Below are 23,236 nucleotides of genomic sequence, written 5' to 3' on the forward strand. Positions count from 1 at the left end.
GGTCGAGCCTACTGTTGCGGGCGGAACCCCCGCAGCCGCTGTACGGCCAGCGCGAGCAAGCCGGCGACCGCGCCCCAGATGGCGTTGCTGATCAACACGGCGATGATGGTCCACGGCATCGCGAGCGGGCCGCGGAGTTCACCGGTGAGGACCGGCGACATGACCCCGCTGAGCAGGGTTTCGAAGACGCCGTAGCTGATCCCGGCGAAGATCAGCGTGAGCACCGGATGCCGGACCCGGGTCAGGCCCACGACCGCGATCCAGACGATCGAGATCACGATCGCCAGTCCGGCCCGCACCGGTGGCGCGGCCGGGGCCCCGCTCGCGGTCGTGATCATGCCGAGCAGCGGCTGGACCAGGGCCAGGGCGGCCAGCCCGAAGACGAGCGGCCAGTGCAGTTTCTTGATCACGTCCATGCTTCGAAGGTACGGATCCGGACCGGCCCGGACATCCGTCGAGAAGCGTGCCCGGGAGTCGCTTCTCGACGGATCGGCCGCCGCTCAACTGCGCGTCATCGTCGAGTCGTAGCCGCCACCGCCGGGGTAGACCCAGGCTCCGTCCATCACGCTGTCGTCGGCGTTGAACGTGCCGCGGAAATAGGCCGGGCTGCCCTTGGCTCCACCCCAGATCGTCAGGGTGTCGCCCTCCAGCTCGTACACGTAGTCGAGGGTGTTGCCGAGCGAGTCGTAGAACCGCGAGTGCACGTCCTGACTGGCCGGCTCGCCGAACGGCCGCAGCTGGCCGATCACCTCGAATCCGCTGATCTGCTGTCTGCCGCTGACCATGTCGACGTGCTGGATCAGGAAGAAGCCGCCCGGCTGCCAGGCGTACCGCACGGTGCCCTCGGCGCCGCCGGTCACGGTCCAGGTGCCGACCAGTCGGTCCAGCGCACGGACCGCATCGCTCGGGGTCTGCGGGATCTCCTCATGGGTGGTGTCGTCGGTGCTCATCGTGGTCTCCTTCTCGGTTCGTCGCGGCCTCCCCGCGACACTGCTACCTCGGAGCCGACCGGCCCTCCTTGACACCAGGATGATGTGAGCCACGTCACATACGCTGTGGATAGGGGTCCCTGGCTACCATCGTCGCGACCATGTGCATCGCGCCGACGAGACGGAGCTCAAGATCATGAAGTATCTGCTGCTGGGCTACACCCCCGCCGCGGCCTGGGATGCCGGGGTGCCGGACAACGAGAACGAGGAGGCGCTGGCCGCCTTCGCCGCCTACCAGAAGTTCGAGGCGGAGCTCCGGGCGACGGGCGAGTTCGTCTCCAGCGAGGGACTCGGCCACCCGGCGGTCAGTGTCACGGTCCAGAAGTCGGGCGACGGGGTGACCGCGACCGACGGGCCGTACGTCGAGCTGAAGGAGGTGCTGGCCAGCTTCGCGATCATCGACGTCGCCGACCAGCAGCGCGCCGTCGAGATCGCCGGCCGGATCGTTCAGGTGCTCGGCGAGCCGATCGAGATCCGGCCGATCATGGGCGATGACTTCGCCTGAACCGAAGGCCGTCGAGGACCTGCTGCGCACCGAGGCGCCGCACGTGCTGGGCGCGCTCACCCGCCGGTTCGGCCGGTTCGACGTCGCCGAGGACGCGGTGCAGGAGGCCCTGCTGACGGCCAGCCGGCAATGGCCCGAGGCGGGCGTGCCGGACGAGCCGCGGAGCTGGCTGATCAGGGTCGGGTATCGCCGGATGGTGGACCTGCTGCGCTCCGATCAGGCCCGGCAGCGGCGCGAGGCTGAGCTCGGCGTCGCGGACCTGGCGATGCAGGAACCGGCCCGGGCCGCAGCTGTCGTCGACACCGACGACAGCCTGCAGGTTCTCTTGCTGTGTTGCCATCCGGCGCTGACCCCGGACTCCCAGGTGGCCCTCACACTGCGTGCGGTCGGCGGTCTGACGACGGCCGAGATCGCCCATGCGTACGGGGCGACGGAGGCGACGCTGGCCAGCCGGATCAGCCGGGCCAAGCAGCAGCTGCGTCAGGCCGGCGCTCGGTTCGCGCTGCCGGCGCCGGAGGAGCGGCAGCAGCGGGTCGCGATCGTGCTGCGGGTGCTCTATCTGATCTTCAACGAGGGCTACACGGCGAGCGCCGGTGATCGGCTGGCCCGGTCCGAACTGACCGGCGAGGCGATCCGGCTGACCCGGATGCTCCACCGACAGCTACCGGACGACCCGGAGGCGGCCGGACTGCTGGCGCTGATGTTGATCAACGAATCGCGTACGGCGGCGCGGTCCGGACCCGACGGCGGGCTGGTGCCCCTGGAGGAGCAGGACCGGGCCCGCTGGGACCGGGCCTTGATCGACGAGGGTACAGCGATCCTGAACCAGGCTTGGTCCGGGCGCACGGTCGGGCCGTACCAACTGCAGGCGGCCATCTCCGCCGTGCACGCCCAGGCGGGCAGCGCCGCCGAGACCGACTGGGAGCAGATCGCGACCCTCTACCTCTGGCTGGAGCGGGCCCAGCCGACCGCGCCGGTCCGGCTCAGCCGCGTGGTCGCCGTCGCGCAGGCGTACGGGACCGAGCGCGGGCTCGCCCTGCTGGCCCAGCTGGAGGACGAGTACGGACTGTCCGACGACCGGCTGCTCCGGCAGCGGGTGCTCGCCGTCCGCGGCCACCTGAAGGAGCGCCGGGGCGAGACCGGCGCCGCCGTCGCCGACTACCGCGCGGCAGCCGAGCTCACCGACAACGCCGTCGAGCGCGACTACCTGACCCGCCGCGCCGACGACCTCGGGTCGGCAAGCTGAGCTTGCGGGCGGCGCTCAGAGCCGAGGCCGGGTCATCGGTCGAGGCAACGGCTGCAGCGCCCCGGCCTCCCGAAGTTGCCGATAGAGGTCGACCACGGCCGCCGGTTTCCCGTCCTGGGCGACGCGCAGCACCATCCCGCCGTCCGGCAGCCTGTCGCCGGAGATCCGCAGGGCAGCCGGGACAAGCGCGGCGCGGGCCGGGGAAAGATAGCCGACCCAGCCGGTCACGGGATCACCGACGGAGTACCCGGCGTCCTCGAGCGCGTCGAGCAGATCGTCGTCCGTCACGTCGCCGAAGTCCGGTTCCCAGCCCTGGGCCAGCAACGCCAGCAGGCGGTCCCCCGCGGTCCCGGTCCGGTCATCGGGCGAATCGATCGCGACGACGTAGGACTGGAGCAGGTACTCGGGTGCACCGCCCGCCAGTCCACTGACCTCGACCCGCCAGCCCGGCTCGCCGGTGCCGATCAACCGTAGTCCGGTGCCGGTGAGATCGGACCAGGCCTCGTCCCGCTGGGCCACGGTCAGCAGGCTCAGCAGGGTGTCGAAGTCGGGGGCGATCCTCGTTGCGGGGCGGTCGGGGTGGACCTGGCTCCAATCCTCGACCGGCTGCACCTCGCTCAACTGCTCGAGGGTCGTCCGCCACCGTCCGGCCAACTGTTCGACCGGCTCGGGTCGCGGACCCCAGAACACCCGCACCAGCCACCGCACGGTCAGACCTCGCCTGAAATGATCACGCGGGCAGGCTACCCGCGCTCCACGGCGGAACGATGCCGCGGGAGTTCTCGATCACGACCGGGCGCCGCGCGGCCGGCGGCGTGCCCGAGCTCGATCAGCCGGCTGCAGCGCCCGGCCACCCGCGGGTCGTGGGTGATGATCAAGACCGCAACGTCGGCGGTGAGCCGGTCCAGGTCGGCCAGCAGTCGCTCCGCGGTCGGCGCGTCCAGGTGCTCGGTCGGCTCGTCCAAGATCAACACGTCGGGGTCGGTCAGCAGCACTCGGGCCAGGGCGAGCCGGCGCGCCTCGCCGCCGGACAGCCGGGTGCCGTGGACGCCGACCAGCCGGTCCAGGGCCAGGTCGAGCCCGACCCGGTCGAGCACCATGATCAACTCCTGGTCGTCGGCGTCGCGACGGCCGAGCCGGAGGTTCTCGGCGACGGTCGTGTCGAAGAGGTACGCGTCCTGGGCGAGGTAGCCGACCCGGCCGCGGACGTCGACCGTGCCGGCCCGGGCCGGGATGAGGCCCATGATCGTCGCGGCGACGGTGGTCTTCCCGCTGCCGCTCAGCCCGACCAGGCCGACCCGGTCGCCCGGCCTCAGCTCGAGATCGAGCCCGGTGGTGACGACCGGTCCGTCCGGCCAACCGGCCGTGACCCCGTCCAGCCGGACACCCGGCCGGGTGGTTGCAGCCGCGGCCGGTCGATCACCGGAGCCGACGGCCGGCGCCTCGACCACATGCCGGACCCGGCGGAGCGCCGCCCTCGCCCGGGTCAGGGTCTGCACGGCGGGCGGGATCGCGGCGATCACCTCGGCCAGGGCGAGCGGGGTGAGGGCCAGGACGGCCAACTGCACCGGCGGTACGGTTCCGGCGGCGAGTCCGGCCGAGCCGAGCAGCAGCGCTCCGATCACGGCGGCGCCGGTGCCCAGGGTCTGGCCGGCGGCGGCGACGCCCTGAGCCAGCGCGGCCCGTTGCTCGGCCCGTCGCAGCCGTTCGTCGGCACGGCGGATCCGGTCCAGGGCCGGCTGCGGCCCGTACGCGATCAAGTCGGGCGCCGCCTCGGCCGCCTCGGCAACGGCCTCGGCCAGTTCACCGCGCAGCACGGCGACCCGCCGGTCCAAGCCGGCCGACAGCCGCCCGGCCAGCACCGGAACCAGGCCGGCGGCCACCGCGACGCAGACCAGCGTGGCCAGGCCGGCCGCCGGGGACAGCACGGTGATCATGCTCTGAGCGCCGACGATCACCAGCGCCGCGGCACTGATCGGGACGATCACCCGGACCACGACATCCTGGACGGCCTCGACGTCGTTGATCATCCGGGACAACAGGTCGCCGCCGCGGCGGCCGAGCCAGGTGGTCCGGGCGAGCGCGCGGTAGCTGTCCAGCCGCAGCGATGCCTGGGCCCGCAGCGCCACGTCGTGGCCGACCAGCCGTTCCAGGTAACGGAAGACGCCCCGGCCGAGGCCGAGCGCCCGGACCGCGACGACCGCGACCAGCAGGTAGAGCACGGGCGGGTGTTCGGCGGCCCGGGACAGCAGCCAGGCCGAGGTCGCCAGCAGTCCGACCGCGGCCCCTTGCGCCAGGACGCCGAGCGCCACGGCGCCGGCCAGCCGCCGGCGGTCAACGTTGATCATCAGCAACCTCACCACTCCCGGAGCCGGTCGAAGGGTGGGCCGGTGTCGCCCGCGGCAGCGCGACGATCCGATCAGCGGCGTCCAGCACGGCGGCCCGGTGGCTGATCACCAGCCCGCCGACGCCGAGCTGCCGTACCCCGGCGATCGCGGCCAGTTCCGTGTCCGGGTCGAGCCCGGCCGTCGGTTCGTCCAGCAGCAGCCAGCGCGCGCCGCCGCAGTCGATCTTGAGCAGGGCACGGGCCAGGGCGACCCGGCGCAGCTCACCGGCGGACAGCTCGGCGCCGGCGGCCCGCAGCGGCCGGTCCGGGTCGAGGCCCTGGGCGCCGGCGCGGAGCAGCGCGGCCCGGATCCGTCCCGGCGGAGCCCCGGGCGCTCCGAGCCGGACGTTGTCGGCGACGGTGCCGCTGATCAGGGCCGGTTGTTGCGGCACCCAGGCCAGCTGGGCCCGCCAATGGTCCTGATCAAGGTCGGCCAACGGGGTCCCGCCGATCGTGATCGTGCCGGCCGTGGGGCGACGGAACCCGAGCAGCACCTGAAGCAGGGTGGACTTCCCGGACCCGCTCGGTCCGGCCAGCGCGACCAGCTCGCCGGGTTCGATGACCAGGTCGACGCCCGACACCGCGGGATGGTCGGCGTCCGGGTACGGCACGGTGATGCCGGTCAGCTCGATGAGCGAGGGCCCGAGGGGGACTGATCGGGCCTGCCCTTCGACAGGTTCGGGGGACCTTCGGTCGATGATCGCGAAGGCCTGCTCGACAGCGGCCACGCCGTCCGCGGAGTCGTGGTAGTGCGCGCCGACCAGGCGCAGCGGCAGGTACGCCTCCGGCGCCAGGATCAGCACGAACAGCCCGATGGTGAGGGTCAGGTCGCCCTCGACGACCCGGAGCCCGATGCCGACCGCGACCAGGGCGACGGACAGCGAGGCCAGCAGCTCGAGCACCAGGGCGGACAGCAGCGCGATCCGCAGCGTGCGCAGGGTCTCCCGCCGATGCAGTTCGCCGGACCGGCGCAGCCCTTCCGCCTGGGCTCGGGCCCGGCCGAACACCTGCAGCGTGGGCAGCCCGGCGACCAGGTCGGCGAAGTGGTGGGCCAGCCGGGACTGAGCGGCGAATCGGCGCCGGGTCAGGGCCTGGGTCATCCAGCCGACCAGGATCATGAACAGCGGGATCAGCGGCAAGGTGAGTGCCACGATCAGGGCGGAGACCGGATCGGCGGAGAGGATCGCGGCCCCGATGATCAACGGCACCGTGACGGCCAGCACGAGCTGGGGCAGATACTTGGCGAAGTAGCCGTCCAGTGCGTCCAGCCCACCGGTGATCGTGGTCACCAGCCGTCCGGCCGGCACGTCGGGCGTGTCCGGTGCGGAGAGCCGAGCGGTCATGATCTCCAGCCGCAGTTGCGACTTGACCGCCGCCGCGGCGCGGGCCCCGACGGTGTGGGTGAGCCAGTTCAGACCGGCTCGGACCATGATCACGAGCGCCAGCCAGGGCAGCACGGCCAGGGCCGGGCTCAGGGTCCGCTCGGCGAACGCGCTGCCCACCGATGACGCGATCAGCCAGGCCTGCCCGACGATCGCGGCGGCGGTCGCGGAGCCGATCAGCACCGCCAGCACAAGGAGCCGGCGGACCGGCCGGGCCCGGCGGAGCAGTCGTGGATCGACCGGTCCGCGAGCCCGTACGGCCTCCTCCGCGGGGCCGACCTCAGTGGGCATGCTGGTCCTCCGGGATCGAGGCGACCGTGAGCCGCTTCCGGAACACCCAGTAGGTCCAGCCCTGATAGGCCAGCACCACCGGCGTCGCGATCAGGGCCGCCCAGGTCATGATCGTCAAGGTGTACGGAGTCGAGGCGGCGTTGCTGACGGTCAGACTCCAGGCCGGATCGAGACTGCTCGGCATCACGTTCGGGAACAAGATCACGAACAGGTTGCTCACGGTCGCCACGATCGCCGCGGCCGTGCCGAGGAAAGCCCAGCCTTCCCGGCCCGCCGCGTTGGCGACGAGGCCGCCGATCAGGCCGGCTGCCGCGATGCCGGCGAGTACCCAGCCGACCGCCGTCCCGCCGTGGAGGTTCGCCCAGACCAGCAGGACGGCGGCCAGGCCGGTCGCGAGTACGCCGGACCGGGCGGCGAACCGGCGGGCCCGGCCGCGGATCTCGCCGTCGGTCTTCAGCGCCAGGAAGACCGCGCCGTGGGTGAGGAAGACGGTGAGCGTGACCAGCCCGGCCAGCAGTGCGAACGGGTTGAGCAGGTCGACCAGCCCGCCGACGTACTCCCCGGACGCGTCGATCGGCACACCGCGGACGAGGTTGCCGAATGCCACGCCCCAGAGCAGCGCCGGCAGCGCGGAGCCGCCGATGATGCACCAGTCCCAGCGCCGCCGCCAGCCGGGATCGGTGCGCTTGCCGCGGTAGTCGAAGGCGACATTGCGCAGGATCAGCGAGACCAAGATCACCAGCAGCGGCAGGTAGAACCCGGAGAACAGGGTGGCGTACCACTCGGGGAAGGCCGCGAAGGTGGCCCCGCCGGCGACGATCAGCCAGACCTCGTTGCCGTCCCAGACCGGGCCGATCGTGTTGATCACGAGCCGGCGCTCGCGGTCGTTGCGGCCGAGCAGGCCGACCAGCATGCCGACGCCGAAGTCGAAGCCCTCCAGGACGAAGTAGCCGATCCAGAGGAAGGCGATCAGGCAGAACCAGAGCGTGGTGAGTTCCATGATCGACTCCTAGTAGGCGAACGTGAGCGGGGTTTCCTCGCCGTCCTCCGCCTTCGGCGGGGTGACGTCGGGCAGCCCGGCCCGGATGTAGGTGAGCAGCAGCCGGACCTCGATCACGGCCAGTGCGCCGTAGATCAGGGTGAACGTGGTGAGCGAGATCGCGACCTCGGTGAGGGTGGTGCCGGGCGAGACGCCGGCCGCCGTCGGCAGCAGGCCGAAGACCAGCCAGGGTTGTCGGCCGGTCTCGGTGAAGATCCAGCCGAAGCTGTTGGCGAACAGGGGCAGCAGTGGCAGGGCGACCAGGACCGGACCCCAGAACCAGGCCTTCGGCAACCGGTCCCGCCGGGTCACCCAGAGCAGCAGTGCGCCGAGCCCGACCGAGGCCATCCCGAGACCGATCATCAGCCGGAACGTCCAGTACGTGCTCGGAATGATCGGCGCGTAGCTGCCCGGCCCGTACGTCTCCTCATAGGTCCGCTGCAGCTCGCGGATCCCCTTCACCTCGCCCTGCGGGTCACCGGTGCTGAGGAACGACAGCAGGTAAGGGATCCGGATCGAGAACAGCTCGTGCTGGCCGTCCAGCGTGCCGATCGTCAAGATCGAGAACGAGGCCGGCGCCTCCGTCTCGTACAGCGCCTCCGCGGCCGCCATCTTCATCGGCTGCACCTCCACCATCACCTTGCTCTGCGCGTCGCCGCTGACCGCGACCCCGGCCCCGGCGACGATCATCACGACCGCCCCGATCCGCAGTGCCGAACGGAACGCCCGATGATCATGCTGATCCGTGCCCTGAGCCTGTCGAAGGGCCCCCGACTCGCTGCCCGGATCGGGCGCTTCGACAGGCTCAGCGCGCGGTGCCCGCCACAGGTGCCAACCGGCGACCGCAACCAGGAAGGCCCCGGCGACCAGGTAGCAGGCGAAGATCTGGTGCGGGAAGGTCACCAGCACCACCGGATTGGTCAGGACGGCGACGAAGTCGGTGAGCTCGGCCCGTTCCGTCACCGGGTTGTAGGTGAAGCCGACCGGGTTCTGCATGAACGAGTTGGCGGCCAGGATGAAGTAGGCGCTGAACACGGTGCCGATCGATGCGATCCAGATGCAGGCGAGGTGGATCCGCTTCGGCAGCCGATCCCAGCCGAAGATCCACAGGCCCAGGAAGGTCGACTCGAGGAAGAACGCGAGCAACCCCTCCAGGGCCAGCGGTGCGCCGAAGATGTCACCGACGAACCGCGAGTACGAGCTCCAGTTCATCCCGAACTGGAACTCCTGGACGATCCCGGTGACGATGCCCAGCGCGAAGTTGATCAAGAACAGCTTGCCGAAGAACTTGGTCAGCTTGAGGAACGCCTCGTTGCCGGTGCGGTGCCAGATCGTCTGCAGGACGGCCACCAGGCCGGACAGCCCGATCGTCAGCGGTACGAAGAAGAAGTGGTAGACCGTCGTGATCCCGAACTGCCAGCGGGCCAAGGTCAGTGCGTCCATGTGCGGTGGCCTCCTCGTCTCGCAATCTACTACTGAGTGTCGTACTAAGCAAAGTAGTACGAAGCCAGGTAGTAGGATGGCGGCGTGGCACTCGGAGAACTCGAACGCAAGGTGATGGAGCTGCTGTGGGACGCGGCCGGCCCGCAGTCGGTCCGCGACGTGCACCATGCGCTGAGTCAGGACCGGGAGCTGGCGTACACCACCGTGATGACGGTGCTGGACCGGCTGGCCAAGAAGGGCGTGGTACGGCGCGAGCGGGACGGCCGTGCCTACCGCTATCTGCCGGTGCAGGACCGGGAGGAGATGGTGGCCGAGCTGATGCACACCGCGCTCGAGTCGGGCCAGGACCGGACCGCCGCCCTGGTCGCGTTCGTCGGGCGGGTCAGTGACACCGAGGCCGCCGCGATGCGCGCGGCCCTGGACTCCCTGGAGACGTCAGGAGGCGAACCGGCCACCGGGCGGCGCAGGACGCGCGCACCGAAGGGCTGAGTGATCATGGGGATCACGCTCGCGGCGGCGGCGCTCGGCCTGCTGACCGTGATCCTGGTCGGCCCCGGTCCGCTCTGGGTCGGGCGCTGGCGCTTCCTGCAACAGGTGCCCCGGGCGGCGATCGTGCTCTGGCAGGCCGGCACCGTCGCGGCCCTGGTCTCGGTGATCGGGGCCGGAGTGTTGATCACGCTGCCGCTGCTGGCCGATCCCGCGCTGCTGACCCGGATGCCACCCGCGGAAGCCGTGATCACCGCACTGGTGGCGGCCTTCACGGCGATCGTCATCGGCCGCCTGGTCTGGTCGTTGATCAAGGTCGGTGCGGACACCAGTGCCCGGAGGCGCCGGCACCGGCTGGCCGTCGATCTGCTCGGCCGGCCGGACGACTCACGCTCCGTCCGGGGGCTGCGGATCCTGGCCGAGAAGCTGCCGATGGCGTACTGCCTGCCGGGCGTCCGGGAGTCCCGGGTGGTGCTCAGCGCCGGCGCCCTGGACCGGCTCACCGAGGAGGAGATCACCGCGGTGCTGGAGCACGAGGCGGCGCACGTCCGAGCTCGTCATGATCTTGTCCTGGACGGCTTCCAGGCGCTGCACCGGGCGTTCCCGGTGATGGTGCGGAGCGAGATGCCGTGGCACCGTTCCCAACTGCTGGTGGAGATGCTGGCCGACGACGCCGCCCGCCGCCGGACCGGTCCGTTGCCGCTGGCCCGGGCCCTGGTCGCCATGGCCGGCGCCCCGAGCCCGGCCGCCGCCCTGGCCGCCGGTGACCGCGACATCGCCGTCCGGGTGATCCGGCTGGCCGAGCCCGACCCGCCACCCGCCCGCCGCCGAGCCCTGGCGGCCTTCGTCTATCTCCTCGCCGCCGGTCTGATCGCCCTTCCCCTGATCATGCTGTTCGTCCTGCTCTGAACCACAACGCGCGGAGGGTCACTGGCCGGCGGCGGGGTCGATGATCATCTCGTAGAGCACGGTCGAGCTCTCGCCGCCACGGCCGGCGGCGACCGCGCGCCGGTAGAGATCGCGTACGGCAGCGGGCAGGCCCGGGTCCAGGCCTGCTTCGGCACTGGCGTCCGTGATGTGCTCCATCCCGGCCGCCATCATCGCCGTGTTGCCGCCCTGGTCGGGGTAGTTCCGGCTGCCGATCTCGTCCGCCATGCCCTGCATGAAGTACGGCATCTGGCCGATCAGCTCCTGTGCGTACGGGAAGAAGTCCTTGGCCGGTACGCCCGCGGAGCCGACCAGCGCGGCGGCGTGCGAGGTGCTGGCCAGGATCGTCATGAACAGGTCGAGCATCGCCTGATACCAGACCTGGGCCAGCTCCGGCGCCTCGCCGCGGTAGTCGACGCGGCCGAGCGCCTCGAGCGTGGACCGGTGCCGCTCGACCGCCTCGGACGGCCCGCTGTAGAAGACGTACGAGCCCTCCTTGCCGACCAGTGGCGGGTTGGCCATGACGCCGCCGGTGACGAACGTCGCACCGTGCTCGGCCGCCCAGGCCGCGGCCCGCACCGAGGCGCTCGGGGTGTCGGAGCTGAGATTGACCAGGGTCTTCCCGGCCAGCCGGTCCACGGCCGGCCCGAGCAGGTCGTACATCGCCTGGTAGTGGGTCAGGCTGAGCACGACGACCGGGCTGGCGTCGAGCGCCTCGGCCGCCGTCTCGGCCCGCTTCGCCCCCTCGGCGACCAGGGCGTCTCCGCGGCTCGGTGTGCGATTGAACACAGTCGTCGGATGGCCGCGATCCAGATAGGCCCGGGCCATCGCCTGGCCCATCGGGCCCAGCCCGATCACGGTCACGGGAGTGGGGTCGGACATGAGCTCACTTTCGTTGTACGGATGGAGATCTGCGGCGCCGTCGAGGCCAAGCCTCACCCCGGATCGGAGGTCTCACAAGTACGCACTTCGAAGTGGGTCACCCACCCTGAAGTCAGCATCGGACCACGCTTGACTCTGATACCCAGCAGGGGTATACATTGAGTCAGGAAGTACCCCTAGGGGGTATGAAACGTGACGAAAGGAACCGAGATGACTGTCGCCGAGTACCAGGTGAGCGGAATGTCCTGCGCGCACTGCGAGGCGGCCATCAGGTCCGAGGTCGAACAGCTCGACGGGGTCCAGGGCATCGAGGTCAGCTCCGCGACCGGTCGCCTGGTGATCACCTCCGCGGCCCCCCTCACGGTGGAGCAGGTCCTGGCCGCCGTCGACGAGGCCGGCTACTCGGCCGTCCCGGCGTCGTGAGCCCGGCCGTCAAGCTCGGCGGCTTCGCGGCGGCGCTGGTCCTGCTGGTCGGGGGCAGCTTCGCGGCCGGCCGGATCCTGCTGCCGGAGGACCCGACGCAGCAGGCGGCGCCGGCCGCGCCGACGCCGACGATGTCCGGCCACGGCGGCGGCTCCGAGCACGGCGGCGACGAGCCGGGCGAGACCCCGGCCCCCGGCGAGTCCGAGGGCCACGGCGGTCACAACTCCGGCGGTTCGGGTGAGGTCCGCGGGCTGTCGCTGGAGCAGGACGGTTTCCGGCTCTCGCCGCCGACCGCCCCGGCCCGGACCGGCCAGCGGGGCACCCTCGAGTTCATGATCATGGACGCCGAAGGGAAACCGGTCACCGCCTTCGAGGTCTCGCACGAGAAGAAGCTGCACCTGATCATGGTCCGCACCGACGGCCGGGAGTTCCGGCACGTGCACCCGACCATGGCCGCGGACGGCACCTGGTCGATCGCCTGGCAGTGGCCGACCGCCGGCACCTACCGGATGTTCGCCGACTTCGTGCCGACCGCGTCCGGCGACCCGACCACACTCGGGTACGCCTTCGACATCCCGGGCGAACTCCGTCCGGAACCGGCGACCAAGATCAAGACCACCAGCACCGTCGACGGCTACCGGGCCGAGCTGTCCGGCGAGCTGACCGCTCACGGCGAGTCCGAGCTCACCGTGACGGTGACGAAGGACGGGAAGCCGGTGACCGAGCTGCAGCCCTACCTGGGTGCGTACGGTCACCTGGTGATCCTGCGTCAGGGCGATCTCGGCTATCTGCACGTCCACCCGGAAGGGGCGGAGCCCAAGCCGGGCGAGACGTCCGGGCCCGAGGTGACCTTCATCGCGCAGGCGCCGACCGAGAGCCGCTACCTGCTCTACTTCGACTTCCAGGTCGACGGGAAGGTACGGACCGCGGAGTTCGTCCTCGGCGGCGACGACAGCCACGAACAAGATCACGAATCGGACGACTCCGATGATCATGGACACGATTCGGGAGAACAGGAAGAGCGATGACCACCACCGAGTCTGAGCCGATGCGCGCCATCGAACTCGAGATCGGCGGGATGACCTGCGCCTCCTGTGCGGTACGGATCGAGAAGAAGCTGAACCGGCTGGACGGCGTCTCGGCGACCGTCAACTACGCGACCGAGAAGGCGGCGATCACCGCTCCGGCCGGCGTCGAGCCGGCGACCCTGATCGGCGTGGTCGAGCAGACCGGCTACTCCGCGACGGTGCCCGCACCGCCGGCCGGCCGGGACGAGCCGGACCGGCCCGAGCCGGCAGATCTCGAACTGACCGCGCTGCGGAACCGGCTGATCGGTGCCGTCGTGCTCGGCGTACCGGTGATCGTCCTGGCGATGGTCCCGGCGCTGCAGTTCAACTACTGGCAGTGGGCCTCGCTGGCCCTGGCCGCGCCGGTGGTGATCTGGGCCGGTTGGCCGTTCCACCGGGCCGCCCTGCTCAACCTGCGGCACGGCACCGCGACGATGGACACGCTGATCTCGCTGGGTACCTTGGCGGCGTTCGGCTGGTCCTTGTACGCGTTGTTCCTCGGCACGGCCGGGATGCCGGGCATGAAGCACCCGTTCCGGCTGGTGATCGAACTCAGCGACGGCGCGGCCAACATGTATCTCGAGGTCGCCGCGGGCGTGATCATGTTCGTCCTGACCGGCCGCTATCTGGAGAAGCGGTCCAAGCGGCAGGCGGGGGCGGCACTGCGGGCCCTGCTCGACCTCGGCGCCAAGCAGGTGTCGGTGCTGCGGGACGGCACCGAGACCTTGATCGACATCGGTGAACTGGCGGTGGGCGACCGGTTCGTCGTCCGCCCCGGCGAGAAGATCGCGACCGACGGCGTGATCGTCGAGGGACGCTCGGCGGTCGACGCGAGCATGTTGACCGGCGAGTCGGTTCCGGTCGAGGTGGCCGAGGGCGACCCGGTGACCGGCGCGACCGTGAACGCGGGCGGCCGGCTCGTCGTCCGGGCGACCCGGGTCGGCGCCGACACCCAGCTGGCCCAGATGGCCCGGCTGGTCGAGGACGCACAGTCCGGCAAGGCCGCGGTGCAACGCCTGGTGGACCGGGTCTCCGGGGTGTTCGTCCCGATCGTGATCGGGATCTCCGCGATCACGCTGGGCTTCTGGCTCGGCGCCGGATCCGGGCCGGCCGGCGCGATCACCGCGGCGGTCGCCGTCCTGATCATCGCCTGCCCGTGTGCCCTCGGGCTGGCCACGCCGACCGCGCTGCTGGTCGGCACCGGCCGGGGCGCGCAGCTCGGCATCCTGATCAAGGGTCCGGAGGTGCTGGAGTCGACCCGGCGGGTGGACACCATCGTGCTGGACAAGACCGGGACCGTGACCACCGGCACGATGGCGCTGCACGGCGTCGTTGCCGCCGAGGGTACGGACTCGGACGAGGCGCTCCGGCTGGCCGGGGCGGTGGAGGACGCCTCCGAACACCCGATCGCCCGAGCCATCGCCGCCGCTGCGGCCGAGGCGGGCGACCTGCCGCCGGTGTCCGGCTTCGCCAACGTCGAAGGCCGCGGCGTCCGGGCGACGGTCGACGGTCGCGAGGTGCTGGTCGGTCGGGAGTCCTTCCTGGTCTCGGAATCCGTGACTGTGCCGGACGACTTGATCACGGCCCGCGAGAAGGCCGAACAGGAGGGCCGGACCGCGGTCCTGATCGGCTGGGACGGCCAGGCTCGGGCGGTGTTGATCATCGCGGACGCGATCAAGCCGACCAGCGCCGAGGCCGTGCGCCGGTTCGCCAAACTCGGCCTGACCCCGGTGCTGCTGACCGGTGACAACCGGGTCGTGGCCGAACGGGTCGCCGCCGAGGTGGGCATCGACCGGGTGATCGCCGAGGTGCTGCCGCAGGACAAGGTGGACGTGATCACCGAGCTGCAGGGCGAGGGCAAGATCGTGGCCATGGTCGGCGACGGCGTGAACGACGCGGCCGCCCTGGCCGCGGCCGACCTGGGCCTCGCGATGGGCACCGGGACCGACGTGGCGATCGAGGCGGCGGACCTGACCCTGGTCCGGGGCGATCTGAGGGCCGCGGCGGACGCGATCCGGCTGTCTCGGCGGACCCTGTCCACGATCAAGATCAACTTGTTCTGGGCGTTCGCGTACAACACGGCGGCGATCCCGCTGGCCGCCTCCGGCCTGCTCAACCCGATGCTGGCCGGCGCGGCGATGGCGGCGTCCAGCCTGTTCGTGGTCGGCAACAGCCTCCGCCTCCGCAGCTTCCGCTGAGGCCAGGACAACAGGCTCAGTGCGCGTTGGGGGCCGCTACGCTCACGTGCCATGGCCGACGACCGTGGCACGCCCGCCGAGCGGGTCGCGTACGCGGTCCGGCTGTGGGGCGCGGACCGCGTGGTCCGGGTCGCGGCTGAGACCCTGGGCACCGACCCGGCCGAGGTCGTCTCCGGGGAACCGCTCGAGTTGATCACCATGCTCAGGACCGACATCCGGGAGGGCGTGGCCGAGCGGGCGGCGACCCGGGACTGGCTGGCCGGCGGCAAGCCGCCCGGCCACCGCTACTGGGCCCGGGTCTGGGCCTGCCGGGCCCTGCTCTACGTCTGGGACGACAGCGCCGGACCGGCTGTCGCCGCCGCGCTCGATGATGATCACTGGCGGGTACGAGAGCTCGCCGGGAAGGTGATCAGCAACCGGGAGGTGCCGGACGCGGCCGACCGGCTGGCCGACCTGGTCGCCGGCGACCCGGTGCCGCGGGTCCGTGCCGCCGCCTGCCGGGCCCTGGCCGCGGTCGGCGAGGGCGAGCACCTGCCGGTCCTGGCCGGCGCCGCCGACGATCCCGACCGGCTGGTCGCCGCGGCCGCCGAGCGCGCCCTGGACCGGATCCGGCAGCGACTCGACCGCGACCTGTGAGTCAAGATCTTTTGTCGTAGAACGACACGTTGATCACAGATCTTGTAAATCCTTGACATGGCCGGTTGCAGGCCCCTACGGTCACTCAATACCCTGCCGGCAGGCTGCGGCGACGAGGAGAAGACAACCCATGACGTTCCACCCCCGGACCTTCCATCCCCGGAGGTTCTCTCTCCGTGCGGCTGCTCTGATCGGCGCCGCGGCGTTGATGATCACGGGCTGCAGCACCGCCGGTAGTGGTGGCCAGCAGCCGGGGCAGAACGGCGGCGAGCAGCCGGTGCTCAACGTGCACGCCAGCTCGACGCCGACGTACCAGGCGAACTTCAACCCGATCTCGGTCACGTTCCTGCCGGGCACCCGCGGGCTGATCTACGAGCCGCTGATGGCGTACACGCCGATGAAGCCGAACGAGGGCCAGCCGTGGCTCGCCGAGAAGGCGGAGTTCAACGACGACGGCACCGAGCTCACCCTCGACCTGCGGGCCGGGGTGACCTGGTCCGACGGCGAGCCGTTCACGGCCGACGACGTCGCGTACACCTTCAATCTGTACGTCGAGGAGCCCGCGACGAACACCGGCGCACTGCCGGTGAAGTCGGCGAAGAAGGTGGACGAGGACACCGTGACGGTGACCTTCACCGAGCCGGCGTTCGCCCGGATGCCGAGCATCGGCAACACCACTCCGCTGCCGGAACACGTGTTCGGCAAGGAGAAGCCGGTCGAGTTCACCAACGAGAAGCCGATCGGGACCGGGCCGTACACGCTGAAGTCCTTCAGTGATCAGGTCTACACGCTGCAGAAGAACCCGAAGTACTGGGACGCGGAGTCGATCAAGGTCGAGCAGATCGCCTTCCCGGCCTCGACGACGCAGACCTTCACCACCAGCCTGCAGCAGGGCAAGCTGGACTGGTCCGGCGGCTTCGTCGCCAACATCGACCAGATCTTCGTGGCCAAGGACCCGCAGCACAACAAGTACTGGTTCCCCGGCGACGGTTCGGTCAACCTGTTGGTCAACCAGCAGAAGGCGCCGTTCGATGATCTTGACCTGCGCAAGGCGATCAGCCTCGGGGTCGACCGGCAGGTGCTGTCGGACACGGCGATGCAGGGCTACACGCCGCCGGCCCACCCGACCGGCCTGGTGCTGCCCGCCTTCGAGTCCGCGATGGACCCGAAGTACAAGGACGCGAAGTTCGTCCACGATCCCGCCCAGGCGAACAAGATCTTGGACGACGCCGGTTACACCCGCGGTGCCGACGGCATCCGGACCTCGCCGGACGGCAAGAAGCTGAGCTTCGACCTGGTCATCCCGTCCGGCTACGTGGACTGGGTGGCGATGAGCAAGCTGCTGCAGGAGCAGCTGAAGGAGATCGGGATCGATCTCAAGCCGCAGGGCGTCGCGACGCAGAACTGGTCGGAGAACCGGAACCTCGGCAACTACGACATCACCATCGCCTCGGTGGCCGGCGGCACCGCGCCGTACTTCCTCTACCGGTCGATGATGAGCTCCGAGTTCAAGGTGGCCGAGGGCAAGCCGGCCACGTCGAACTACAGCCGGTGGTACGACACGGAGACCGACGCGCTGTTCGCGAAGTACGAGGGCAGCAACGACGCCGCGGCGCAGCAGCAGGCGATCGCCGGGATGCAGCAGATCGTGGTCGACGAACTGCCGCTGATTCCCTTGCTGCAGAGCCCGAACTGGTTCCAGTACCGGACGGTCAACTTCGACGGCTGGCCGACCAAGGAGAATCCGTACGCGCTGCCGGCGCCGTACTCCTACCCGGACAACCTGTTGGTGATCAAGCAACTGAAGCCGACCAAGTAGCCCGCGTTCTCGATGCGATATCTGCTTCGCAAGATTGCGCTCTACCTGTTCATCGCGTGGTCCGCGATCACGCTCAACTTCCTGATCCCCCGGCTGATGCCGGGCGATCCGGTGGACCTGCTCACCGAGCGGATCGAGGGCACCCTCGATCCGGCGGCGCTGCAGGCCCTGCGCGAGGCCTACGGGCTGACCGAGACGAATCTGCTGTTGCAGTACCGGGACTACCTGTTCGCCTTGTTCCGTGGCGATCTCGGCCTCTCGATCGGGTTCTATCCGGTGCCGGTGGCCAAGATCGTCGGGGACGCGATGCCCTGGACGATCGGGCTGATCGGCACCACGACGGTGATCAGCTTCCTGATCGGCACGCTGCTCGGGGTGCTGCTGGCCTGGCGCCGCGGCAGCTGGACCGATCATCTGCTGCCGGTGCTCACCTTTCTCAACGCGATCCCGTACTTCTGGCTGGCGTTGATCTTGGTGCTGGTGTTCGGCGTGACCCTGGGCTGGTTCGAGATCGCCGGCGGCTACGATCCGGCGATCACGCCGGGCTGGACCGGTGACTTCATCGGCTCGGTGCTCTACTACGCCGCGTTACCGGCGATCACGATCGTGCTCGCCTCGTTTGCCGGCTGGGTGATGGGCATGCGCAACATGACCGTCACCATCCTCGGCGAGGACTACGTGACGCTGGCCGAGGCGAAGGGCCTGCCGAAGCGGATGGTCATGCTCGGGTACGCGGCTCGCAACGCGATCCTGCCCTCGGTCACGTCGTTCGCGCTCTCCCTCGGCGCCGTCGTCGGCGGCTCGATGCTGACCGAGGTGATCTTCAACTATCCCGGCGTCGGCTACGCCCTGTTCACCGCCGTGCAGAACCAGGACTTCCCGCTGATGCAGGGCATGTTCCTGGTGATCTCATTCGCGGTGATCATCGCCAACCTGGCCGCCGACGTGGTCTACGTCTTCCTCGATCCGCGCACCCGGCAGGAGCAGGCATGAGCCGGCACACGAGCCCTGAGCCTGTCGAAGGGCCGAGCCCGATCCGCACGGCATTGGGGCGACTCTGGCCCGAGTCGGGCAAGGTCCGGGCCGGCCTGATCATCGCGATCTTCTTCGTCCTGTTCGCGGTGTTCGGCCCGCTGCTGGCCCAGCACTCACCGGACGCGACCAGCCGCGACCTGCTCCAGCCGCCGTCGCCGGCGCACTGGCTCGGCACCACGCAGATCGGCGAGGACGTCTTCGCCCAGTTCGTCTACGGAGCGCGCGTCTCGCTCGCCGTCGGCGTCTTCGCGGCGATCATCTCCAAGATCATCGCGGTGCTGATCGGTGTGATCGGCGGCTATGTCCGCGGCGTCACCGACGATCTGCTCTACATCCTGACCGCCGTGTTCCTGGTGATCCCGGGGATGCCGCTGCTGATCGTGCTGACCGGCTACCTGCCCAACCGCGGCATCCAGGCGGTGGCCGTGGTCATCGCGATCACTTCCTGGGCTGGCTCAGCGCGCGTGCTCCGGGCTCAGACGATGTCCTTGCGCAACAGGGATTTCGTCGAGGCGGCCCGGGCCACCGGCGAGTCGCGCTGGCGGATCATCTTCACCGAGGTGATCCCCAACGAGCTGCCGTTGATCGCCTCCGGCTTCCTGTTCATGGTGATCGGCGGCGTGATGGCCGAGGCCGGCCTGTCCTTCCTCGGACTGGGTTCGCTGACCACGGTCAGCTGGGGCTCGATGCTCTACTTCGCCCAGAGCTCACAGGCGTTCCTGTACGGCGCCTGGTGGTGGTTCGTGCCGCCGGGTCTGGCGATCGCCCTGCTCGGCGCCGGCCTGGCCTTGATCAACTTCGGCATCGACGAGTACGCCAACCCGCGGCTCCGGACCGGCAAGCGGCGTGGAAAGGCCGCCGTCGGGCGGCGCGCCGCGGCCCTGGACCTGTCCGCGGCGAGCACACCGCCCGGGGCCGGGCCGGCGTTGACCGAGCCGGTGGCCGGCGAGGAACCGGTGGTCGAGACAGCCCGCGAGGCCGATCGCCGGGAGTTCGCCGAGGCCGAACCGGTGATCCGGGATCGGGCCGGTCGGGACGGAGCCCCGGTGATCGAGGTGCGCAACTTGCGCGTCGACTACCCGACCGATCATGGTCTGGTGCATGCCGTCCAGGACGTGTCGCTGACGTTGCATCGCGGCGAGATCCTCGGCCTGGCCGGCGAGTCGGGCAGCGGCAAGACGACGCTGACCAACACCGTGACCCGGCTGCTCCGCGCCCCGGCGGAGGTGGCCGGCGGCACCGTGACGTACCACCGGCGTGCCGGCCGAACGTCCCCTGAGCTTGTCGAAGGGCAGACCGGACCCGACGACGCCACGGCCGTCGACGTGCTCGGCCTGTCCCAGCCGGAGCTCCGCTCGTTGCGCTGGTCCGAGATCGCGATCGTCTTCCAGTCGGCGATGAACGCGCTGAACCCGGTCACCACGATCCGGGCGCAGTTCGACGACGTGCTCCGGGTGCACCGGCCGCGGATGTCGCGCGCCGAACGGACCGAACTGGCCCAGCAGATGTTGATCAAGGTCGGGATCGAGCCGGACCGGGTGCACAACTACCCGCACGAGCTGTCCGGCGGAATGAAGCAGCGGGTCGCGATCGCGCTGGCGCTGGTGCTGGACCCGGACGTGATCATCATGGACGAGCCGACCACCGCGCTGGACCTGCTGGTGCAGCGCGAGGTGCTGGATCAGATCATGGCCCTGCGGGACGAGTTCGGCTTCGCGATCATCTTCACCACCCACGACCTGGCCCTGCTGTTGGAGATCAGCGACTCGATCGCGATCATGCGGGCCGGTCGGCTGGTCGAGTACGGCCCGTCCGTCGAGGTGTACGCCGAGCCGGGGCACCCGTACACCCGATCGCTGCTCACCTCGCTGGCTGATCTGGGGGCCCGACTGTGACCGAGTACGTCCTCGAGGGCCGGAACCTGATCAAGGAGTTCCGCCGGGCCGGCCGGCGGATCGGCTCGGCGAACCGGTTCCGCGCGGTCAGCGACGTATCGCTCGGCCTGATACCGGGCCGGGTGACGGCGCTGGTCGGCCAGAGCGGCTCGGGCAAGAGCACGGTGGCCCGGCTGATGGCGCAGCTGCAGCCGATCACGTCCGGCGAGATCCTGCTCGACGGGGAACCGGTGCGAGCGCTCGGCGGCAAGGCGTTCACCCGGTACTGCGGCTCGGTCCAGATGATCTTGCAGGACCCGTTCGCGTCACTGAACCCATTGCACCGGATCAACCACGTGCTGGGCCGGGTGCTGAAGATCCACGGCAAGGCCTCGACGGCCGCGGAGATCAGGGAGCGCTCGCTGGAGCTGCTCCGCCGGGTCAACCTGGAGCCGGCCGACCGCTACCTTGATCGTTTTCCGCACGAGCTGTCCGGCGGCGAGCGACAGCGGATCTCGTTCGCCAGGGCCCTGGCCGCGGAGCCCAGGGTGTTGCTGGCCGACGAGCCGGTCTCGATGCTGGACGTCAGCATCCGCAAGGAGATGCTCGACCTGCTCGACACCCTGCGCCGCGAGGAGAACCTGGCGATCCTCTACATCACCCACGACCTGGGCAGCGCCGAGGCCTACTCCGACGAGACCCTGGTCATGTATCACGGCGAGGTCGTCGAACGCGGCCCGAGCCGCCAAGTGATCGCCGACCCGCAGCACGAGTACACCCAACGCCTCCTCGCCGCCGCTCCCGACCCCCGCAAGCGCCTCCTCTAAGATTCCGCCGACCGGTCACCAAAGCAGGCGTTCTGGCGGCGTGTCGCTGCAGAAGTGACCGGTCGACGGAAGGGGTCGGTGGCTGATTTCGCCTCCGGAACGGCATCGACGAGCTTGGTGAGGCGCCCCACCGGGTTCCCCGCGGCATCGAACCCGGTGGTGAGCGCCTCGTGGACGATGATGCCGGGACCCGGGTTAGCTGCGGGTTACCTGCAGGCGACGACTGTGACAAACCGTCTCAGAGTTGCCGCGGAGGGGCTCAGGGCTTCGGGTCGAGGCCGGCCAGGAAGGCGATCAGGTGATCGGTCACCGCCTGCGGCCGTTCCTGCTGGGTCCAGTGCCCGCAGCCGGGCAGGATGATGATCGCGCGAAGATCGGCCGAGTGGGCCTTCATCGGTTCCAGCGTGCCGAGCCGGTAGGCGGAGTCCAGGTCGCCGGTCAGATAGAGCGCCGGCTGCGTGATCGTGCCCGTACCGAGCTCGGGCAGGTCGAACCAGTCGGCGTCGATGTTGCGATAGCGGTTCAGCGTGCCGGTGAAGCCGGTGCGCCGGTACTCCGCTGTGTAGCGGTCCAGGTCCTCCTCGCTCAGCCAGTACGGCAGCCGAGCCGGCGCCGGCAACGGTTCGAGAAAGCCGGAGCCGGCCGGTGTGCCGGTCAGCCATCTCGGCACCAGCTCCGGGTCGGCATCGCCGGACTGAGCCGCGAACACCTTCAGCAGCGTGTCCCGGACATCGGCCTGCAACTCCTGCTCCGGGACCTCGGGCTGCTGGAAGTACGTCACGACGTTGAAGGTGTCCGGAGCGTGCTCGGTCAGCAGTCGGGTCAGCGGCTTGGGCGGCCGCGGGTGGTACGGCACCCCGAGCGCGGCGACCGCGGTCACCCGCTCGGGATGGGCCTCGGCCAGCGCCCACGCCAGCAGCGCACCCTGATCATGGCCGACCACGACCGCCTCGCCGACGTCGAGTGCGTCCAGCAGGCCGGTGAGGTCGGCCATCAGCGTGCGCATCCCGTACGCCTCGACCTTCGCGGGCGCAGCGGATCGGCCGTGACCACGGAGATCGGGAGCGATCGCGCGGTAGCCGGCCGCCGCGAGCCCGCTCAGCTGGTGGCGCCAGGAATAGGCGAGCTCCGGGAAGCCGTGCAGCAGCAACACGGCCGGTCCGGTTCCCGCCTCGCTCACGTGCAGAGCGATGCCGTTGGTTTCGACGACGTGCTGTGCCGGTTCTGGCATGGCCGCTCTCCCCATCGCTTGATTGAGCACCTCTAAAAATATAGCTGCCTTAGATTTCCTCTGGGTCAGGCGGCCGCGAGCGCTCCGATGACCCAGGCGAGGTCGATGTCGATCGTGGCCAGGCGCCAGCCTTCGGCGCGCCGGATCAGTCGGTAGTCGAGCCGGAGTCCGGCGGTCCGGTGTGGCGGCTGGCCGGTCCGGAAGACCTGCACGAGCTGGTTGCCCCGGACCCTGGCCCGGTCGCCGTCGAGGTCGATGATCAGGTCGGTGTGGAAGTGCTGAGCCCGCTCGTCGGCGGCATCGTCGCGGGTCAGGTACGCGATCACGGCGTCGAAGCCGGTGAACTCTCCGCCCGGGCTGCGAACGACGACGTCCTGGTCGTAGATCGAGGCGGGGTCGCCACCGCGGCGGTCGAGCCAGAAGCCCAGCCGGGCCACGAGGTCGGCGATCTCGAGTCGGTCGTCGGGGAACTCGGTGATCATGGTCGGATCCTTTCGTTGGTACGGCCAACGATAGACGACTTCGTTGGGAACACCAACGAGTCGGTAGA

At 70.2% G+C, this 23,236-nt stretch carries 22 protein-coding genes; 12 read left to right on the forward strand and 10 right to left on the reverse strand.

Annotation, left to right across the window (positions count from 1 at the left end):
- Positions 1-8: 8 nt before the first annotated feature.
- Together AC6CCG_RS20700 and AC6CCG_RS20705 are read right to left on the reverse strand one after the other, a co-directional pair.
- Positions 9-416 (reverse strand): hypothetical protein, encoded by a 408-nt coding sequence (locus AC6CCG_RS20700; protein ID WP_496656529.1) that lies wholly within the window; start codon positions 414-416, stop codon positions 9-11.
- Positions 417-500: 84 nt separating this feature from the next.
- Complete coding sequence (locus AC6CCG_RS20705; protein ID WP_496656530.1) at positions 501-950, reverse strand: hypothetical protein; 450 nt, start codon at positions 948-950, stop codon at positions 501-503.
- 142 nt (positions 951-1,092) lie between these two features.
- Here AC6CCG_RS20705 and AC6CCG_RS20710 point away from each other — a divergent pair, with 142 nt between their 5' ends.
- Positions 1,093-1,494 (forward strand): YciI family protein, encoded by a 402-nt coding sequence (locus tag AC6CCG_RS20710; protein ID WP_496656531.1) that lies wholly within the window; start codon positions 1,093-1,095, stop codon positions 1,492-1,494.
- Positions 1,481-2,740, forward strand: a complete 1,260-nt coding sequence (locus AC6CCG_RS20715; protein WP_496656532.1) for an RNA polymerase sigma factor — start codon at positions 1,481-1,483, stop codon at positions 2,738-2,740. The genes AC6CCG_RS20710 and AC6CCG_RS20715 overlap by 14 nt, the downstream gene beginning before the upstream one ends.
- 15 nt (positions 2,741-2,755) lie before the next feature.
- Here AC6CCG_RS20715 and AC6CCG_RS20720 read toward each other — a convergent pair whose 3' ends face one another.
- The 5 genes from AC6CCG_RS20720 to AC6CCG_RS20740 are packed head-to-tail and all read right to left on the reverse strand — an operon-like array spanning position 2,756 to position 9,281.
- Entirely contained in the window at positions 2,756-3,448 is a 693-nt protein-coding gene (locus tag AC6CCG_RS20720; protein ID WP_496656533.1) for an Imm52 family immunity protein, read from the reverse strand.
- Positions 3,449-3,483: 35 nt separating this feature from the next.
- Entirely contained in the window at positions 3,484-5,088 is a 1,605-nt protein-coding gene (cydC, locus tag AC6CCG_RS20725) for a thiol reductant ABC exporter subunit CydC (protein ID WP_496656534.1), read from the reverse strand.
- Positions 5,075-6,799, reverse strand: a complete 1,725-nt coding sequence (gene cydD / locus AC6CCG_RS20730; RefSeq protein WP_496656535.1) for a thiol reductant ABC exporter subunit CydD — start codon at positions 6,797-6,799, stop codon at positions 5,075-5,077. The genes cydC and cydD overlap by 14 nt, the downstream gene beginning before the upstream one ends.
- On the reverse strand, positions 6,789-7,799 hold the full coding sequence (gene cydB, locus AC6CCG_RS20735) for a cytochrome d ubiquinol oxidase subunit II (protein ID WP_496656536.1): 1,011 nt from the start codon (positions 7,797-7,799) through the stop codon (positions 6,789-6,791). Before cydB ends, cydD begins: the two co-directional genes overlap by 11 nt.
- A 9-nt stretch (positions 7,800-7,808) precedes the next feature.
- Complete coding sequence (locus tag AC6CCG_RS20740; protein WP_496656537.1) at positions 7,809-9,281, reverse strand: cytochrome ubiquinol oxidase subunit I; 1,473 nt, start codon at positions 9,279-9,281, stop codon at positions 7,809-7,811.
- Between the two features lie 84 nt (positions 9,282-9,365).
- On the opposite strand from AC6CCG_RS20740, the gene AC6CCG_RS20745 reads away from it, so the two are divergent.
- Positions 9,366-9,770, forward strand: coding sequence for a BlaI/MecI/CopY family transcriptional regulator (locus AC6CCG_RS20745; protein ID WP_496656538.1), 405 nt, complete (start codon positions 9,366-9,368; stop codon positions 9,768-9,770).
- 6 nt (positions 9,771-9,776) lie between these two features.
- A complete protein-coding gene (locus AC6CCG_RS20750; protein ID WP_496656912.1) occupies positions 9,777-10,676 on the forward strand; it encodes a M56 family metallopeptidase in 900 nt (299 codons plus the stop codon).
- A gap of 18 nt (positions 10,677-10,694) precedes the next feature.
- Here the strand turns inward: AC6CCG_RS20750 and AC6CCG_RS20755 are convergent, their stop codons facing one another.
- Positions 10,695-11,576, reverse strand: coding sequence for an NAD(P)-dependent oxidoreductase (locus AC6CCG_RS20755; protein ID WP_496656539.1), 882 nt, complete (start codon positions 11,574-11,576; stop codon positions 10,695-10,697).
- 210 nt (positions 11,577-11,786) lie between these two features.
- On the opposite strand from AC6CCG_RS20755, the gene AC6CCG_RS20760 reads away from it, so the two are divergent.
- The 8 genes from AC6CCG_RS20760 to AC6CCG_RS20795 all read left to right on the forward strand — a co-directional run bounded on the left by AC6CCG_RS20760 (position 11,787) and on the right by AC6CCG_RS20795 (position 21,455).
- Positions 11,787-11,999 (forward strand): heavy-metal-associated domain-containing protein, encoded by a 213-nt coding sequence (locus tag AC6CCG_RS20760; RefSeq protein WP_496656540.1) that lies wholly within the window; start codon positions 11,787-11,789, stop codon positions 11,997-11,999.
- Positions 11,996-13,027, forward strand: a complete 1,032-nt coding sequence (locus AC6CCG_RS20765; RefSeq protein ID WP_496656541.1) for a DUF8832 domain-containing protein — start codon at positions 11,996-11,998, stop codon at positions 13,025-13,027. The genes AC6CCG_RS20760 and AC6CCG_RS20765 overlap by 4 nt, the downstream gene beginning before the upstream one ends.
- The gene (locus tag AC6CCG_RS20770) at positions 13,024-15,264 is read left to right on the forward strand and encodes a heavy metal translocating P-type ATPase (protein WP_496656542.1); all 2,241 of its coding nucleotides are present in this window, start codon (positions 13,024-13,026) and stop codon (positions 15,262-15,264) included. Before AC6CCG_RS20765 ends, AC6CCG_RS20770 begins: the two co-directional genes overlap by 4 nt.
- 51 nt (positions 15,265-15,315) lie before the next feature.
- Complete coding sequence (locus AC6CCG_RS20775; RefSeq protein WP_496656543.1) at positions 15,316-15,900, forward strand: HEAT repeat domain-containing protein; 585 nt, start codon at positions 15,316-15,318, stop codon at positions 15,898-15,900.
- Positions 15,901-16,030: 130 nt separating this feature from the next.
- Positions 16,031-17,719 carry an ABC transporter substrate-binding protein gene (locus AC6CCG_RS20780; protein WP_496656544.1) on the forward strand — a complete coding sequence of 563 codons (1,689 nt, stop codon included), beginning with the start codon at positions 16,031-16,033 and terminating at the stop codon, positions 17,717-17,719.
- A 12-nt stretch (positions 17,720-17,731) separates the two neighbouring features.
- A complete protein-coding gene (locus AC6CCG_RS20785; protein WP_496656545.1) occupies positions 17,732-18,712 on the forward strand; it encodes an ABC transporter permease in 981 nt (326 codons plus the stop codon).
- Positions 18,709-20,649, forward strand: coding sequence for a dipeptide/oligopeptide/nickel ABC transporter permease/ATP-binding protein (locus AC6CCG_RS20790; protein WP_496656546.1), 1,941 nt, complete (start codon positions 18,709-18,711; stop codon positions 20,647-20,649). Before AC6CCG_RS20785 ends, AC6CCG_RS20790 begins: the two co-directional genes overlap by 4 nt.
- Positions 20,646-21,455, forward strand: coding sequence for an ABC transporter ATP-binding protein (locus tag AC6CCG_RS20795; protein WP_496656547.1), 810 nt, complete (start codon positions 20,646-20,648; stop codon positions 21,453-21,455). The genes AC6CCG_RS20790 and AC6CCG_RS20795 overlap by 4 nt, the downstream gene beginning before the upstream one ends.
- A 259-nt stretch (positions 21,456-21,714) precedes the next feature.
- Here the strand turns inward: AC6CCG_RS20795 and AC6CCG_RS20800 are convergent, their stop codons facing one another.
- Positions 21,715-22,686: an alpha/beta fold hydrolase gene (locus AC6CCG_RS20800; protein WP_496656548.1), complete on the reverse strand. Its 972-nt coding sequence runs from the start codon at positions 22,684-22,686 to the stop codon at positions 21,715-21,717.
- Positions 22,687-22,751: 65 nt separating this feature from the next.
- On the reverse strand, positions 22,752-23,168 hold the full coding sequence (locus AC6CCG_RS20805) for a nuclear transport factor 2 family protein (RefSeq protein WP_496656549.1): 417 nt from the start codon (positions 23,166-23,168) through the stop codon (positions 22,752-22,754).
- Positions 23,169-23,236 lie beyond the last annotated feature (68 nt).

Source organism: Microlunatus sp. YIM B11417 (assembly GCF_059617205.1).

Bases quoted from the DNA above. Each gene is read 5' to 3' on its own strand.
- AC6CCG_RS20780 (WP_496656544.1), top strand. From the start codon at position 16,031: ATGACGTTCCACCCCCGGACCTTCCATCCCCGGAGGTTCTCTCTCCGT.
- cydC (WP_496656534.1), bottom strand. From the start codon at position 5,088: ATGATCAACGTTGACCGCCGGCGGCTGGCCGGCGCCGTGGCGCTCGGC.
- AC6CCG_RS20705 (WP_496656530.1), bottom strand. From the start codon at position 950: ATGAGCACCGACGACACCACCCATGAGGAGATCCCGCAGACCCCGAGC.
- AC6CCG_RS20800 (WP_496656548.1), bottom strand. From the start codon at position 22,686: ATGCCAGAACCGGCACAGCACGTCGTCGAAACCAACGGCATCGCTCTG.
- AC6CCG_RS20750 (WP_496656912.1), top strand. From the start codon at position 9,777: ATGGGGATCACGCTCGCGGCGGCGGCGCTCGGCCTGCTGACCGTGATC.
- cydD (WP_496656535.1), bottom strand. From the start codon at position 6,799: ATGCCCACTGAGGTCGGCCCCGCGGAGGAGGCCGTACGGGCTCGCGGA.
- AC6CCG_RS20760 (WP_496656540.1), top strand. From the start codon at position 11,787: ATGACTGTCGCCGAGTACCAGGTGAGCGGAATGTCCTGCGCGCACTGC.
- AC6CCG_RS20755 (WP_496656539.1), bottom strand. From the start codon at position 11,576: ATGTCCGACCCCACTCCCGTGACCGTGATCGGGCTGGGCCCGATGGGC.
- AC6CCG_RS20740 (WP_496656537.1), bottom strand. From the start codon at position 9,281: ATGGACGCACTGACCTTGGCCCGCTGGCAGTTCGGGATCACGACGGTC.
- AC6CCG_RS20790 (WP_496656546.1), top strand. From the start codon at position 18,709: ATGAGCCGGCACACGAGCCCTGAGCCTGTCGAAGGGCCGAGCCCGATC.
- AC6CCG_RS20775 (WP_496656543.1), top strand. From the start codon at position 15,316: ATGGCCGACGACCGTGGCACGCCCGCCGAGCGGGTCGCGTACGCGGTC.
- AC6CCG_RS20770 (WP_496656542.1), top strand. From the start codon at position 13,024: ATGACCACCACCGAGTCTGAGCCGATGCGCGCCATCGAACTCGAGATC.
- AC6CCG_RS20805 (WP_496656549.1), bottom strand. From the start codon at position 23,168: ATGATCACCGAGTTCCCCGACGACCGACTCGAGATCGCCGACCTCGTG.
- AC6CCG_RS20700 (WP_496656529.1), bottom strand. From the start codon at position 416: ATGGACGTGATCAAGAAACTGCACTGGCCGCTCGTCTTCGGGCTGGCC.
- AC6CCG_RS20785 (WP_496656545.1), top strand. From the start codon at position 17,732: ATGCGATATCTGCTTCGCAAGATTGCGCTCTACCTGTTCATCGCGTGG.
- AC6CCG_RS20715 (WP_496656532.1), top strand. From the start codon at position 1,481: ATGACTTCGCCTGAACCGAAGGCCGTCGAGGACCTGCTGCGCACCGAG.
- cydB (WP_496656536.1), bottom strand. From the start codon at position 7,799: ATGGAACTCACCACGCTCTGGTTCTGCCTGATCGCCTTCCTCTGGATC.